This is a genomic window from Bacillus sp. X1(2014) (assembly GCF_007678255.1).
The window spans coordinates 1-16,755 of sequence record NZ_VEED01000026.1 but is presented as its reverse complement, the minus strand read 5'-3'; the positions used below and the strand labels follow the sequence as shown (position 1 = coordinate 16,755).

The following is a 16,755-nucleotide window of genomic DNA, read 5'->3' as shown; positions in this document are numbered from 1 at the left end:
GTTTCTTTTGTATCCTCATTGTAGCTAGAAAACCACACCCGGAGCTATGTCGTTAACTTACAGTTAGCTTACAAATCTGTAAGGTTTAAAACGACAAACATCCGATTGTCCACCCCAGAAAGACAAAAAAGGGGAGTGTCCACGGACGGTGCCTGACATCTAAAGTAACACCTTAAATGACCTAGAACATGATCCGGACGGTTGTTCCTTGATTGACGATGGATTCGATTTCGATGTGATGACCGAGTTTTTCGCAGATTTGCTTGACGAGATGGAGGCCCATTCCGGTGGATTCTTGAAAGTTACGGCCATTTTCACCTGTAAAGTAGGGATCAAAGACACGGGGTAAGTCGCTTGGGGGAATCCCGACTCCTTCATCACGGATTTCTAAAACTGTTTTTATTCCACGCTTGTAGCCATGAAAGTAAATTTTACGATTCTCCTCGACGGTATAGCGCAGGGCATTGATCATCAACTGGGTAATTGCAAAGGACAACCATTTTTCATCTGACGCCACACGAAGACCCCCATCGATTTCTATCACTGGGAACACTCGCTTCCGAATAAATAACCGTTTCTGGCTGGAGGTCACAGAACGGGCAATGGTTTGCAAATTTAGGGTCTCCACATAAAAATCGCGTTCAAAAGTATCTAAACGTGCTGTGTATAAAACCATGTCCAATCCCTTTTTAAGACGATCCAGCTCATCCCTAATCGCGTTGGACCGGGAATCATCGTCATCCTGGACAATTAAATGAATAACAGACAAAGGGGTCTTCATTTGATGCACCCATTGATTGATAAACTGAATATAACCCTCCAGTTTGTATTTATAATTATGAAGGTCTGTTTTATAGTGACGGAATTGGCTTTTCAAAAGCTGCTGTAAGCTCTCGGCCAGTGGGCTTTGCTGTACATTGCTTGTAAAATCCTCCATGGAGGTCAGCTGTTTTTCCATGCGCTGGTAGAACGAGCGATTCGTGATGTATCGAAAAAAGAGATAACCAATTAGAAGGCATGTACTTAGGAATGCTGCATAAAGACTTATCGATAAATGACGATAGCCGTCAAGCCAATAAATGCACGTTATCACGACCATTTGAAGAAAATAAAAGAGAATCAATGCCAGCTGTTCCCGAAAAAAAAGCCTCATCACATATTCCTCCAGTTCGGAACGAGCCGATACCCTTGACCGCGAACCGTTTGAAGGGCATCATCAATAAACAAGGCAGCTAATTTTTTCCGAACTCGTGTTACGTACACATTCAAAGTATTATCATCCACGAAGGCTTGATCGTCCCAAATTTTCTCTAAAAGCCGATCACGGCTGACAACTCGTTCTACTTTTTTCATTAGCTCATCTAAAATTTTGGCTTCCGTATGGCTCAGATCAACTTCCTGTTCATTTAAAGTTAGCCGCAGCCGTTCAACATCCAAAATTAGACCTTCCACTGAGGTCGTCCGCTCATTATGCGCACTAGCATAATCTCCATAAGCTCTTCGCAAGTGACTATTTATTTTCGCCGTAACAATTTCATAATCAAAAGGTTTCGTGATATAATCATCCGCTCCATTTTCTAGTGCCATCACTTGGTCCATCTTCCCTTCTCGAGCGGAAATAAAGAGAATCGGACAAGTTGAAACACTGCGAATTTGCCTACACCAATAATAACCATCATATTTCGGCAAATTCACATCCAATAAAACAAGGTGTGGTTCAAATTTCTCAAATTCCCCACGGACCGTATCAAACTTTTCAACAGACCTCGTATCATACCCAAATTTATGTAAATGCTCTTTCAGCAAGTTCACTAACTGTTTGTCATCCTCAATTATAAAAATTTTAAACATTATAATACTCCTCCCTATTCTCCTCCTTGATTGTATCAAATCGCCGCAAAAAAATGGAAATAATAGCAAAAAGCACCGCTAGGAGGTCTATGCGGTGCCGTCGGGATTCGACCTATTTATTCACAACGAGATGGGCAAAATGAAAATGATCAAAGGCATGTAATCCATCTTCTCTCCCCTTAAAATACATCTCCTCAATATTAGCTGGAGAGAGATTTTCATAGAGTAACATCTGGCAGTCCTGCAATTCCAAGTCTAGTTCAAACGGATCGAAGCCGGTAATCATGGGTTCACCCGTTTGGTCTGTAATTTGTCTCATTTGGGTTAGTTTCTTAGAGGCTAGTCTTTCATTAAAAGCAGTATCATCGAGGTAGTCAAAGATAAATGAACTCCCATTTGCGGACATTTCCGCCATAGAAGATAGTAAATGGTAGAAATCCTTTTTAGCTAGGTACATTACCACGCCCAGCAGGCTAAAATAAGTATATTGTTGTTCATCAAAGCCGCTTTTCTTCAGTTCTGCACGAAGAGAATCACTTCTAAAATCTACGGGGACAAATCTAACATTTTTGGGTATATCAATGCCCCTTTCCTGGAGACGGTTTATCTTAAAAGCTTGGGTTGCAGGATGGTCAACTTCATAAATAATAAAATCCTCTGGAAGCTTTTCTTGCCTTAATGCAAAGGTATCGAAACCTGCACCGAGAATGACATACTGTTTAAACCCATGTTCGATTGCAGACCTAAGTCCATCTTCTGCATATCTTGCCCGGCTGACTAATTGGGGAATGGTCTGGTTGTTCATCACCCACTTTAACTTTTCATCAAAGGTTTCCAATGTTTCGCTTTTTTCTTGATCAAAGAAGGCAATTGCGTTAGCCCAGTTGGTGGAAATTAACTGTTTTTCCTCTTCTTTTAAAAGTGAATGAGCAATAAAGTCATTAAAGATCGGATCTCTACTGTTAGATGCATGATAACCCCTGGCAAAGCAGCTAACTATTGCGGTCAAGCTTTCCTTCCTAGTTTGCAAACAGTTTCCCCCTTCATAGTCCCTTATTAAACAGAAAAACTCCTAGCATAGCTCTGCTAGGAGTTTATTTTATGATAGAAATATACCCATTGTCAATGGATAAATATTATATCATAAACTAATTGATTTGTCAATAAAAATTTGATCCGTTTTATAAAAAATACCCAGTTCACACTTTTTCATTCGACCACCGTGATTACCCTATTATTCAATTACCTTTTGATTGCCCTTGAATTTATCCAATATTTTTAGTAATCCAACAAAACCTCTAATCGTAAATAATGTAAAATTCACACTGCCAAAAGTATGGAAGACTGTCCATTTTCCCCATTTAAATAACTTTGTATTCCTTTCCATATACCATTGACCAATACTCATAGGAACACTAAATATTAAACTTTTCAATAGTATTTTCCAAAATTTATCGTTGTAAGAAATCTTGACCCAGATCACACTTAAAATTGGGAAAAATAGTATGTCATAAATAATGTTCGTTTTAAAAATCTTCGGAAAAGGACGAACTGGATATGCAACTCTTTTTGTTCCAACTACATACGCATCAATAAGAGTAGCTAATACTCCTTTTGAGAAAAAAATGACGAGAGTTTCTCTCATTTTTGATCCTTTAAATAAAAATGGCACGGAAATAAAACATAAAGATGTAAGTAAATTTAAGAGTTTTTTCTCCATATTAAACATCCTTCCAAAGAAATTATGATTGACTATATTAAAATCCCCCATTTTATTAAATATTATCCTTTGGAAAAGGGTCAGTCCCCCGCTGCTTTAACGCAGTGGGGGACTGACCCTTGTATTAATTCTTGAGCAAATTGTACTGTCTAATTACCTCGTTAGAAATTTCACTATTTTCATCCAGCCCGCATACTTCGTTCAGAACTGTCGGTAGTCCTTTGTCCTGAATCATCGCTTGAAGTTTCACCGCTTCTTGATCTTCTTGATAATCGAAACGTAAGGCAGATGCAATCGCCTTTGCAAGATTTGTGAAAGAAAGGCCTGCTTTGGCCGCTTCCGTAGCCGGTTTTACAAAACGATCATTTGGTCCTAGTTTACGCAGAGGCCCACGGGCTACCCTTGTCACTGCATCATTTAAATGCGCATTCTTAAAGCGATGAATAATCTTATCAATATATTGCTGGTGTTCATCAGAATTTAAACCATATTGTTTAATTAAATAAGCACCGGTCTCTCCAAGAGTTGCTCGAACTTGATTCAGAATGTCTTCATCTGCTAACGCTTGATCAATTGTTTCCTTATTTCCTAGATAGCCAAGATAGGCAATGGTGGCATGGCCAGTATTCACGGTAAAAAGCTTTCTTTCAATAAATGGAGCAAGATCAGCGACAATCTTCATTCCTTCAACAGGCGGGATGCTCTCACTTGTTTCCACAACCCATTCATAATAGGTTTCAACCAGCACATCGAGTGAGCCCTGATTGTTCTGAATCGGTACAATCCGGTCAACGGCAGAATTAAAGAAATAGACTTTTCCTGCTAAATTTTCCTTTGTTTCTTCATCTAGATGGTCAAATATATAGCCCTTTAACAAGTCTGTTGCTGAAATTTGATTTTCACAGGCAATCACATATAACTTCTCATCGTTTGATTTAACTCGTTCGGCTATTCCTTTCGCCATTAAAGGGGCAATATGCGGCAAAATATTGGGCCCTATTGCCGTCGTGAGATAAGTGGCCTTGCTGATCGCTTCCACTACCTCTTTTTCCTGTATCAAATTATTCAATCCGGAAACATTTTCAACCATCGTACTTTCTTGTTGATCGGTTGCCAATTTTACTTGATATTGCTTTTCCTCATTTAACTGGTTTATGATTTGCTCGGCGATATCAACAAAGGTAACATGATAGCCGGACTGTGAAAAAAGTGCGCCAATAAATCCTCTTCCAATATTTCCTGCTCCAAAATGGACTGCTAATTTCATTTTTATCATTCCTTAATAATATTTGTATGAAGATAGTCCAAAAAGACCGTCTCTAATCTCTCCCGGATCATCTCTTCATTCGCTGATGAAAAAATCTGGATAGCTTCCTTATTTTCAATTAAACTTGTACTTATCAAACTTACTATTTCCTGCTCTTTAACCGCTAATCCCTCAGGTGCCAACATTAACAGCAAATTTTTAATAAACATATCCTTCCCATCCATTCCTCTTACAAGCAAAGGCTGCTCCAAATGCGCAATCCTAAAAATAAGCGTCTGAACATGTTTATTCCTGCAGTGGAAAAGGGCCATTCCTGTTTCTGGTATTCCGAGTCCGCCTTTATTTTCTCGCTCTTTTAATGAGGTCAGTACATCTTCACCATTTGTTAACAGTTTTTCCTTCTCAGCCGTATATACCATTCTTTCAATAATCTTTTCATGGTTATTTACTTCAGGCATCCGATTGACACAGAAATTTGTTAGGACGGCCTCTATGCTTTGGTGGACATCTTTTAACTGTTGCAAGACTTCGGTAATGTCTGCTTTTGTTCCTTCATCAGCTGAAAAAGATTCTTTTGGTGAAGATCCTAGGTATCGTTTTTTCTCCGTTAGGGCATCAATATTTTGGCGCAAGAATTGCCGAATCGCCTCTATATTTTCCTCTGTTAAAAGGGGGGAAACTAAAATATAATCTATGTCTATAAACGGAAGGTTCACAGTTGAAATAATCAAATCATAGTCTTTTATTTGATCTTTTTGCGTAATTTCCTTGATAGATTTGATTTCTATCTGATCAATTCCTGGAATCTCCTTTTTCACTCTGCTTGCGAGCATTTTAGAGGTTCCGATACCGGTCGGACAAACCACCAATGCATGGATTGGTAACTTTTCTTCCCTTAAAACAAGCGCCGATCCAAAATGCATGACAATAAAGGCAATTTCATCATCAGGGAAGGAATCAATCCTTTTCAACTGCTTTTCTACACTATTTTTTACCGCTAGAAACAATAACGGATACTTCCGCATTATTTCCTCTTTTAAAGGGTTAAATAAGCCTATTTGTTGTTTGATTCGATAAAGAGATGGTTCCATGTGAGCCAGTAGTCCTTGATACAATGAAAAGTCATTAGTTAAATCAACATGCAGCTGGGATGAGACATCCTTTATAAGGGCTCTAACCAATTTGCTAAGACCAATACTGTCATAGGGAGCCTCATCCGCTGCCTGAAGTTTGGAACCCTTAAGGATTACGGCTAAATAGATGAAATCCTCTTTAGTGAACTTGACCGAGAAGATCTCTTCCAGTTCCTTACAAATTTCCATTATTAGCCGATACTCATTTGTTAAATCATCGGAGAATTCTACATCCTCCTTTAATAAAAAGAAGTCCTCTGTCCTTTGCATGGTAATACATATATGTACGATAAGCCCAATATAATCACTATCGGCAAGCCGCAGTTGCGAATTACTAAAAATAGTATTTACTAACCGCTCTATGGCAAGAAGATAGTCGGGTAGAAAGTAATGTAAAATATTTCTCTGATCATACTTACCATTTTCCAACAAAAATAATCTCTCTATCAGTTCTTCATTAAAATGAAGCAGAATATAACTTGCTAGGGCTTTCCGCTTAGATGACTCTGAGCCGATCATATCGACCCCCACACCTCGTTTTCTTGTCATTTGCACATTAAAACGACCAAGCCAATCTTCTAATTCATCTAAATAAGCTGTCAAAGTTGTAGTACTGACACCAATGGTACTTGATAATACTTGAATCTTGTAGGATTCCTCTTGGACCAAAGTTATTAGAAGCTGTAGTTTTTTTTCTTGCGGTGTTTGATCGACTGAATTATTCCCCATTAAAAATTGGAATAGGCGAAAAACTTGTTCGTTCTTCCCCTCAATGGCAAATCCCTTCTCCATATTTCGCATTAAATGGAGATCAAATGTCTCAAGAATTTTTTCTACTGCTTTTAAATCGCGTTGGACCGTTCGCCCGCTTACGTTTAAGTATGTTGCAATCGACGCAACGGTATGCTTACCTGATGTTTTAACGATTAATTCAATGATTGCTTTTTCCCTAGAAGTTATATACATGCAATCAACTCGTTTCTGATTAAAAGTACACGAGGAAAAAGTGACTAGAAAAGCGGCATCTGCTGCTTTTCTAGTCGTTATATGAGAACTATTTATTATTTATCATTTAAAATATCCATGATTTCTGTTGCAGATTTGGCCTCAACCAGTTTTTCTATGTTAGCCATATCAGAACAAGTGACGGCAATTCCAGATAAAATTTCAAGGTGTGTACCATCTTTCCCAGCAATACCGAAAATCAGCCTTACCTTTTGCCCATCAAAATCTACACCATTTGGTACTTGTAAAACAGTAAACCCAGAATTCAAAACATCCTTTTTCGCTTCTTCAGTACCGTGTGGAATCGCAACATCATTGCCCATATACGTAGAGGTCATTTCATCTCGGTCAATCATGGCATCAATGTAGCTTTCCTTCACATATCCCGCCTTGACTAGTGCTCGACCCGCAAAACGAATCGCCTCTTCTTTCGACGCAAATTCCTGATTGAGAAAAATATTTTCTTCACGAAGCAAAGCATCATCTGTATGCGGATCACCACTTGGAACAACTGCTTCTGCGTCTTCAACGATTTCCTGCAGCTCAGCTGTTTCAGGATTTTTTAACCGATTGATTAATTTATCATATTCCGGGCTTGATAGGAAATTATCAACTGAAATATGAAAAGCATGTGGTACTTGTTTCTGAGCTCTAGGTGTCAATTCCTCCTGCGTTATAACAATTTGGGCATCAGAAGGCAGGTTACTAATCGCCATATTGGTAACTGAAATATTCATCCCTGCTTCCTTAACCTTTTTCCGAAGAAGAGACGCACCCATTGCACTTGACCCCATTCCGGCATCACAAGCGAAGATAATCCTGCTTACCTGTTCTGGGAGTTTTCCATCATTAGCAGCGAAAACATTAGCAACAGAGCTTTTCTTACCTTTCATTTCTTGCATTTTTCTTGCTGCATCTTCAAGATCTTCATCTTTTTGCTTACCTGTTTTTAAAATAAATGATGAAAGAACAAAGGATACAATTCCAGCTACTAGGACACCAGCAATATTCGCTAAATAAGTACTTGCATGTGGCGGAGTAACAGCCATAATAGCAAGAATACTACCTGGCGATGCTGGAGCAGATAATCCTCCGCCTAACAGCATTAAGGTGAATACTCCGCTCATTCCCCCCAAGATGACAGCAAAGAACAACATCGGACGCATTAAAATGTATGGAAAGTAAATTTCATGAATCCCGCCAAAAAACTGAATGATTGCAGCGCCTGGTGCCGATCTTCTTGCATTTCCTTTTCCAAAGATACAATAGGCCAAGAGAACACCAATTCCAGGACCAGGGTTTGCTTCAAGAAGAAACAGTATGGATTTACCTGTTGTTTTCGCCTGCTCCAAACCGATTGGTGATAGAACACCATGGTTGATTGCATTATTTAAAAACAATACTTTTGCAGGTTCGATTATGATACTTGTCAATGGCAAAAGTCCTGTTGCCAATAACCAATCGACACCCGTAACAAGCCAGCCAGTAAATGTGGTAACGGCCGGACCTATGGCTAAAAAGGCTAAAATAGCAAAGAATCCGCCCAATATCCCTGCCGAAAAATTGTTCACAAGCATTTCAAAACCAGCTTTGACTTTACCTTCAATCAGCTGATCGAATTTCTTAATAACATAACCGCCGAGCGGCCCCATGATCATAGCGCCAAGAAACATTGGGATATCTGCGCCTACAATAACACCCATTGTCACAATCGCCCCAACGACACCCCCGCGTTGATCGTGTACAAGCTTTCCGCCTGTATATCCGATTAATAGCGGAAGCAGGTAGGTAACCATTGGGCCCACTAATTTGGAAAGGTTTTCATTTGGAAAAAATCCTGTAGGAATAAATAGTGCCGTAATTAAGCCCCACGCTATGAAAGCCGATATATTTGGCATAACCATCGAACTTAAGAAATTACCAAACTTCTGAACAGCTACTTTTATATTAGATTGAGCCATGTGCCCACATCCCTTCATATTATCTTACCTTATTCATGGTAAAGGACGAACCCACTGCTTTCAATAAAGAGGAAAACTAACTTTGTCACCTTTATTATGACAAAGTTAGTTTTTCTCAAAAAACAAGTGGTTATGCCGCTCAGAAACCCTTGTAACCGACATGGTAAGTCCTTGTTCTTCGATGCATTCCTTATTACAAAATAAAAAGACCCAATCCTATTTCGGATTGAGTCTTACTTGATCAGATTTTTCATTTTAACAGTTTCTTAGGACAGTCTTTTTACTCAACTGTTACCGATTTCGCAAGGTTACGCGGTTTATCAACGTCGCAATCACGGTGCAGAGCTGCGTAGTAAGCAATTAATTGCATTGGTATAACAGAGATAAGTGGTGTTAATAATTCATGGACTTCTGGGATTACAAAGCTATCTTCGTCCATATTTAAGCCGTTCATTGAAATGATACAAGTGCTTGCTCCACGTGCAGCAACCTCTTTCACATTTCCACGGATACTTAGGTTTACACTTTCTTGGGTGGCAAGAGCGATTACTGGTGTACCCTCTTCGATTAAGGCAATCGTTCCGTGCTTTAATTCTCCACCTGCAAAGCCCTCAGCTTGGATATAAGAAATTTCTTTCAGCTTCAATGCACCTTCTAAGCCAACATAATAGTCAACACCGCGGCCAATGAAGAATGCATTTCTTGTTACTGATAAAAATTCTCTTGAAATATGCTCAATCAACTCTTTTGAGTCACAAAGTACTTCCATGGCATTTGCAATAATTCCTAGTTCGTGAACTAGATCCATATCAACAGGAATGTTTTGGCTCTTTGCTGTTACTTCAGCAAGAATGGCCAGTACTGCTAGTTGTGCAGTATATGCTTTAGAAGAAGCAACGGCAATTTCAGGTCCTGCATGAAGCAAGAGTGTATAATCCGCTTCACGAGAAAGTGTTGAACCTGGAACGTTGGTAATTGTTAAAGTTGGGTAACCCATTTCTTTCACTTTAACAAGCACGGCGCGGCTGTCGGCTGTTTCTCCACTTTGTGAAATGAAAATAAACAACGGCTTTTTCGTTAGAAGCGGCATATTGTAAACAAATTCACTTGCAATATGAACTTCAACAGGAATTTTAGCAATATTTTCAATGAACTGCTTACCGACAAGTCCTGCATGATAAGAGGTTCCCGCAGCAACAATGTAGATCCGGTCTGCTTCATTCACGGCTTTAATGATATCCTCAGCAATAGTTAATTCACCCTGAGTATTTTGATACGTTTGAATAATTTTACGCATTACTAGCGGCTGTTCATCAATCTCTTTTAACATATAATGCGGGTACGTACCCTTTTCAATGTCACTTGCATCAAGTTCTGCAGTATATGGCTTGCGAGTGATGATATCACCGTTTAGATTTTGAACGATCACTTTATCCTGTGAAACAAGAACAATTTCTTTGTCCATTAATTCAAGGTACTGATTCGTTACTTGAAGCATAGCCATCGCATCGCTGGCAATAACATTAAAGTCATTCCCTAACCCGACTAGCAGCGGACTTTTATTTTTCGCCACATAAATGGTTTTATTATCTTGTGCATCTAATAATGCAAGCGCATAGGAACCGTGTAACAGCGTGAGTGTTTTACGGAATGCCTCTATTACCTCTAATCCTTCTTGGACAAATAATTCAATCATTTGAACAATAACTTCTGTATCTGTTTCGCTAGTAAACGTGACATCCGCTAAATATTCGCGCTTTAGGAGGTCATAGTTCTCAATGACTCCGTTATGAACAAGAGTAAACCGACCAGATGCGCTTTGATGAGGATGAGAATTTACCTTACTAGGAACACCATGTGTTGCCCAACGTGTATGACCAATTCCCATATTTGCCGCGATATTTTCATCAACGATTTGACGTAAATCAGCTATACGACCTTTTTCCTTAAAAACATGAACCCCATTTTCGTTCATAACAGCTATGCCTGCTGAATCATAACCTCTATACTCAAGCTTTTCTAAACCTTTTAATAAAATTTCTTTTGTATCATTAATTCCAATATATCCTACGATTCCACACATTTTCTAATTCCTCCCTGATATAGGGGGCAAGAATGCTTTGGAGGCTAATGCTTGCCCCCTTATCTCTGTTTTATTAGGTATCTGTCTATACCTGCCTGAAAACATTACTGTTAGTATGCGCATTTTCATCTCTTTGTGCACAAAGTTGCCTCTGTGTTTTAAAGAAGAAATTTTCGGTTGTGCGTCTCCAACCGGGAGGTATCCGCCGAACATTCGATACTCCTCCTCCTCGTCAACTAACCCACCACATTAGGTTAGTCCAGGCGCTTTTTTTTTAAAAATAAAATTCTCTCACTGCCCACCTTTCGTTAAAATTATGCAGTATTTGGCTTTGAAGAAAACAAAGCAAATTAATACTACTATGATTACGTGTCCCCGTCAACCAAAAACAGGAATTCGCCATCATTCCTACATAATAAAATATGCATAAAGGAAGGAGACCGTTCCCTTATGCATATTATATGGGTTCTATTCTTCTTTTAATTCCATTTCTTCCTTAACAACTGCGACTATTCGGTTGACGTAGGATTCACATAATTCCTCTGTTGGTGCTTCTGCCATAACACGGACAAGCGGTTCTGTACCAGATGGTCGTACGAGAATTCTACCGTCTCCAGCCATTTCAGCTTCAACCTGCTCGATAACCTCTTTAACCCTTTCATTATCGGTTACATGATGCTTGTCAGTAACTCTTACATTGACAAGCTTTTGCGGGAATTTCTTCATTTCACCAGCCAGTTCAGATAACTTCTTCCCAGTAACCTTCATAATATTGACTAACTGCAGCCCTGATAATAAGCCATCTCCAGTGGTGTTATAGTCTAGGAAGATAATATGACCCGATTGTTCTCCGCCAAGATTAAAACCATTTTTCTTCATTTCTTCAACAACATAACGGTCACCCACAGCCGTAGGTACACTATGGATCCCATGTGCTTCTAGTGCTTTATAAAAGCCGAGATTGCTCATAACGGTTGAAACAATGGTTCCATGTTTTAAGCGACCTTGTTCCTTTAAATATTTACCACAAATATACATGATTTGGTCGCCATCCACGATTGAACCATTTTCATCGATAGCAATTAAGCGGTCACCATCGCCGTCAAAGGAAAGACCAACATCTGCACCTTTTTCTTTAACTAGAGCGGCTAATGCTTCAGGGTGTGTGGATCCGACACCCGCATTGATATTTAAACCATTCGGAGACGCTCCCATGGTTGAGAGATCCGCATCCAAATCGGCAAATAAATGTGCGGCTAACGATGACGTCGCCCCATGCGCACAATCTAAAGCAATATGGATTCCTGAAAAATCTTCATCGACACTATTTTTCAAGTATTGCAGGTATTTTTGACCGCCTTCGAAATAATCCATGACTTGCCCAAGTTCTGATCCGACTGGTCGAGGCAGTTGATCTTCTGGCATATCAATAAGTTCCTCAATTTCTAACTCCTGCTCATCGGAAAGTTTAAAGCCATCTGGGCCAAAAAATTTGATTCCATTATCGGCCACTGGATTATGTGAAGCAGAAATCATGACACCTGCTTGGGCACCTAAGGCTTTTGTTAAGAATGAAACACCTGGAGTAGAAATAACCCCCAAACGCATAACTTCCGCACCAATAGATAGTAACCCTGCCACCAGGGCTCCTTCTAGCATATGTCCAGATATACGGGTATCACGTCCGATGAGGACTTTGGGACGATCCTTATCCTTTGTTAAAACATATCCGCCATAGCGTCCTAATTTAAAAGCCATTTCCGGTGTTAATTCACTATTTGCTACTCCACGTACCCCATCGGTACCGAAATATTTTCCCATTATATAAATCTCTCCTTCAACATGTGTATTGCTGGATATTATGCATTAATTTTATGGATTGTAATTTTCGCTGATGATTTAGTTGGTTTCCATTCTACAGCAGAAGGACCGTCAACATGTATGTCTACTTCATGATCGCCTTCTTCAAGGTTAGACACATCAATAAAGACATTAAAGTCTTCAGGTTTAACCCGAGTAACCTTAGAAGCGGGGCCATTAACAAGGATATCAATCAACTGATTTTCAGGATCATTAATGGTTGCCTCATATTCCTCGGATAATCCTTTAATGGTAACAGGTACATCCGAAAGGGTTTTTTCTTCTTCCTTTTTGACCACAACCGTTGCTTTCACCGTTTGCGGAGTCACCTTGGTAATACCATTCGAAATGATGACAGGCAATGTCAGTGTGGTATTATCGGTAATTTTACTAAGATCTACTTCCACACGCACTTTTTCAGTATTATTAAGAACACTCTCACTCCCGTAGACGGTTGCTTCTTTTTTATCGATTTCAATCGATTCAATTGTCACTCCCTCTGGGGCAGTTCCATTTCTAACAATATTGATTGGTACAGTCTTCGTGTTGCTTTTAACTGGAATTGTAATTTCCACTGTATCAGGTTCCACTTGAACATTTAACTTATTCAAATCTTTGTCAAGTACCTGAATGTCGGCTTCATCAGTAATCGTTTCTTTTAGTTTATTTCTTGTCTCAAGAGTTGCCTTAACATAGCTAATCCGGTCGACGATATTTTTTGCACCGGTAATCTTTACCTTATTAGGTTCAACAACGGGTGTACCAGCTGAATACCCCTCATCTATTTGATTCTTATTAAATTCTGCCTCTACCTTAAATTCCTTGGTGATTTTCTCTTGGACAGAAACAGTCACACTGCTTGGTTTCACGGTTGCTGTTAATTTATCTGACAGATTTCTAACCTTTACTTTCACCTTCTGTTTTCCAACTTTGGCTTTTGTTAAATCTACATACACTTCAAAGTTTTTTAATGCCTTTGCAGTCTGGATGTGCGTCAGTGGACCCTTTAAGGTGATTTCAACATTACTTGGAATCCCAGACACGACTAAATTTTCCGTATCATAATAAACATTAACAGGGATATTTGTAATCGTTGCGGTGGATTGTTCTCCCGGAACATTCACATCCGTTATCTTTTTCCCTGTATGCGGGACCGAAGAATAGAGAAGAACAGCTAATAGCAACGCAAGTATTTTAATAAACCAGGGATTATCCATCCATTTATCCATTATTTTTCCCCCTCCAGTTCCAACGAGCTGAAGAAGCTTGTTTCGGTTTGATATTAACTAATAATTCACTCGTAAGTAATTCTTTTAATTCATCAAGTTTGATTGAGCGGTGAAGTTCCCCATTCTTGGTAAGTGAAATATTACCGGTCTCTTCCGACACAACGACAGTTAAACTATCAGTAACTTCGCTAATCCCTAATGCTGCCCTGTGCCTCGTTCCTAACTCCTTCGATATAAACGGGCTTTCTGATAAAGGAAGATAGCAGGCGGCCGCAGCGACATTATTTTTCTGAATAATAACAGCTCCATCATGAAGCGGTGTATTCGGGATAAAGATATTAATGAGCAATTCTGAGGAGATATTTGAATTTAACTGGATACCAGTTTCTATGTAATCGCCCATTCCTGTTTCTCTTTCAATTGAGATTAACGCTCCAATACGGCGCTTTGCCATATAATCGGTTGCCTTGACAATCGCTTCAACTGCTTTTTCCGGATCCTCATCATCCACCGTACTGCTTCTCGAGAAGAACTTCCCCCTGCCTAATTGTTCAAGGGCTCTTCTGAGTTCTGGTTGGAAAATGATAATAATCGCAAGAAACCCGTATGTTATCGCCTGTTCCATCATCCAGCTCAACGTTTGGAAGCCTAGAAACTCGCTGACAACTCTGCCTATAAGAATAACGAGAATGCCTTTTAGTAATTGAACGGCCTTCGTTCCTCTAATCACATTGATCAACTTGTAAATGACATACCATACGAGGACAATATCAACAATACTAGCTAAATACTTCCATATTTCGAAATCAGCAAACGGCATTGTTCTTCCTCCGTAATTTTCTTAATTACACATAAAATACAATCTATTTATTATATCATAAATACCACTTGTACCTATTATATGTATCTCTGTAAAAAAACAAATCACTCAGCTAGAGTGATTTGTTTTTTATTTAGTTTCTGGTTGCTCTTCAAAAATTTGAACAACATCATTTGTAGTCTTTTTAATATGATACCAAATCCAATCAAACACTTCATTTACTTCATCAATCTGCCCCGTTACATGTCCTGCAGAAGCCAAATACTTTTCTCCATTTATGACGGTTACATCACCTTGGACTTCGCCTTCAATTTTCAATTTGCCATTTCGGACGATTACATCGCCTTTGACCGTTTCACCTTTAGGAACGATAACCGTATTATTTTGAACGACTAAGTTTTTTTGCTTTGTAACAGAAAACTCGCGATCTTCATTCCAAGTAGAAAAGAGACTGCCCATCATTAATATGAAAAATAATGAGGCAGCTGCAAGCATGGGATGGTTTTTTACCCAGCGCTGCATCCAAATCTTTTTCTTCTCTTTTGGTAAACGCGCCAATACATTAGCGGTAAAATCATCAGGCGCTTGCATATACGAGACGCTTTTCACAAAAGCAATCGTCTTTTTTAATTCATTAAATAACGATTCACAATCTTTACAACTTTGGAGGTGTTCTCTTAGGGTTCGTTCATGTTCGGGTGTAATTTCTTCATCTAAGTATTCATGCATTAGTTCGATGATTTGCTCTGGACACATTGACAGTTTCACCTCTCATCATACATATCGTAATTGTTGTCTTAGTGCTTCCCGGCCCCTGTGAATTCTTGTTTTAACTGTTCCCAGGGGTAAATCAAGTATTTCACTGATTTCATTTAAAGAGAGCTCTTCCATATATTTTAAAACAATTGCTGACCGATATTTGTCAGGCAGTTTTAAGATCTCTTTCTGAACGGTTTCCTGCAGTTCTAAACTTTCTAGCTCTGTCTCAGGCAGCGGGGTGTTGGAAGGGATCTGTGAGTACATTGTTAAGCCCTCTGTCCCTGCAACTTCAGCATCTAAGTAATGATCTGGTTTCTTTTTACGCATTCGGTCAATACACAGGTTGGTGGCAATCCTGAACAGCCAGGTTGAAAATTTCAAATCTTGGTTAAAGGATTTGATATTAACATAGGCACGGATAAAAGCTTCCTGTGCAATATCCTCAGCTTCATGGCGATTACCAAGCATGCGAAAACAAAGTTGATAAATACTGTTTTTATATAATTCAACAATTTCACCAAAGGCATCCTGATCTCCCTTGATGACTTGTTTTATTCTCTTTTTTACTATTGCATCCATTAAGTTACCTCAGCTCCATTGCTGCTAACCGATAATACGTATCGATCACAGAAAAGTTTCGTTTAAAAACGAAAAAACTTTACAACACCTTTTATATTAACAAAAATCTCCTAAAAGGTTTAATAATAAGCTGAAAATAAAAAAACAGCCGCACAGATGTTGTAAAGGTCCCAATTTCGGATGCTTTCATATTTCAACTGATTCCCACATTTAGGATCAGAGGTCCGCACTTAACGGTTGGTGGATCAGGTCAAGCACCCGAGCAGATAAATAGACGGAGATATTCCCCTTAATTCGTAATTATTATTTAAAAAGGCTTAAATAGACGGAGAGATTCCGCCTATTCACTCGAAAAATTCCAAAATGGTATATTTTTCCTTGCGTAAACGGAAAACCTTCCCTTATTTAACCCGAAACGAGTCAAGCCCATTATTATGTGTAAATTCATTCCTGATGAAAAACAATGTTAAGCAGCTGATTTATTTTTT

General features: G+C 39.1%; 13 protein-coding genes. All 13 read right to left on the bottom strand.

Annotation, left to right across the window (positions count from 1 at the left end; genetic code table 11):
• Positions 1 to 181 precede the first annotated feature (181 nt).
• The 13 genes from FS608_RS27100 to sigW all read right to left on the bottom strand — a co-directional run bounded on the left by FS608_RS27100 (position 182) and on the right by sigW (position 16,267).
• Positions 182 to 1,153 carry a sensor histidine kinase gene (locus FS608_RS27100; protein ID WP_144555651.1) on the bottom strand — a complete coding sequence of 324 codons (972 nt, stop codon included), beginning with the start codon at positions 1,151 to 1,153 and terminating at the stop codon, positions 182 to 184.
• The gene (locus tag FS608_RS27095) at positions 1,153 to 1,851 is read right to left on the bottom strand and encodes a response regulator transcription factor (protein ID WP_144555650.1); all 699 of its coding nucleotides are present in this window, start codon (positions 1,849 to 1,851) and stop codon (positions 1,153 to 1,155) included. Before FS608_RS27095 ends, FS608_RS27100 begins: the two co-directional genes overlap by 1 nt.
• A gap of 112 nt (positions 1,852 to 1,963) precedes the next feature.
• Positions 1,964 to 2,881, bottom strand: a complete 918-nt coding sequence (locus FS608_RS27090; RefSeq protein ID WP_144555649.1) for a class I SAM-dependent methyltransferase — start codon at positions 2,879 to 2,881, stop codon at positions 1,964 to 1,966.
• 204 nt (positions 2,882 to 3,085) lie between these two features.
• Positions 3,086 to 3,571, bottom strand: a complete 486-nt coding sequence (locus tag FS608_RS27085; protein WP_144555648.1) for a CBO0543 family protein — start codon at positions 3,569 to 3,571, stop codon at positions 3,086 to 3,088.
• Positions 3,572 to 3,695: 124 nt separating this feature from the next.
• A complete protein-coding gene (locus tag FS608_RS27080) occupies positions 3,696 to 4,838 on the bottom strand; it encodes a mannitol-1-phosphate 5-dehydrogenase (RefSeq protein ID WP_144555647.1) in 1,143 nt (380 codons plus the stop codon).
• Positions 4,839 to 4,843: 5 nt separating this feature from the next.
• Positions 4,844 to 6,937: a BglG family transcription antiterminator gene (locus FS608_RS27075; RefSeq protein WP_144555646.1), complete on the bottom strand. Its 2,094-nt coding sequence runs from the start codon at positions 6,935 to 6,937 to the stop codon at positions 4,844 to 4,846.
• 95 nt (positions 6,938 to 7,032) lie between these two features.
• Complete coding sequence (locus FS608_RS27070; RefSeq protein WP_144555645.1) at positions 7,033 to 8,937, bottom strand: PTS mannitol transporter subunit IICBA; 1,905 nt, start codon at positions 8,935 to 8,937, stop codon at positions 7,033 to 7,035.
• Between the two features lie 280 nt (positions 8,938 to 9,217).
• Positions 9,218 to 11,020, bottom strand: a complete 1,803-nt coding sequence (glmS, locus tag FS608_RS27065) for a glutamine--fructose-6-phosphate transaminase (isomerizing) (RefSeq protein ID WP_144555644.1) — start codon at positions 11,018 to 11,020, stop codon at positions 9,218 to 9,220.
• A 468-nt stretch (positions 11,021 to 11,488) separates the two neighbouring features.
• Positions 11,489 to 12,841: a phosphoglucosamine mutase gene (gene glmM / locus FS608_RS27060; RefSeq protein ID WP_144555643.1), complete on the bottom strand. Its 1,353-nt coding sequence runs from the start codon at positions 12,839 to 12,841 to the stop codon at positions 11,489 to 11,491.
• 38 nt (positions 12,842 to 12,879) lie between these two features.
• Complete coding sequence (locus FS608_RS27055) at positions 12,880 to 14,109, bottom strand: CdaR family protein (protein WP_144555642.1); 1,230 nt, start codon at positions 14,107 to 14,109, stop codon at positions 12,880 to 12,882.
• Positions 14,102 to 14,929 carry a diadenylate cyclase CdaA gene (cdaA, locus tag FS608_RS27050; RefSeq protein WP_144555641.1) on the bottom strand — a complete coding sequence of 276 codons (828 nt, stop codon included), beginning with the start codon at positions 14,927 to 14,929 and terminating at the stop codon, positions 14,102 to 14,104. Before cdaA ends, FS608_RS27055 begins: the two co-directional genes overlap by 8 nt.
• A 129-nt stretch (positions 14,930 to 15,058) precedes the next feature.
• Positions 15,059 to 15,685: an anti-sigma factor family protein gene (locus tag FS608_RS27045; protein WP_144555640.1), complete on the bottom strand. Its 627-nt coding sequence runs from the start codon at positions 15,683 to 15,685 to the stop codon at positions 15,059 to 15,061.
• 18 nt (positions 15,686 to 15,703) lie between these two features.
• Entirely contained in the window at positions 15,704 to 16,267 is a 564-nt protein-coding gene (gene sigW, locus FS608_RS27040) for an RNA polymerase sigma factor SigW (RefSeq protein ID WP_144555639.1), read from the bottom strand.
• Between the last annotated feature and the right edge of the window lie 488 nt (positions 16,268 to 16,755).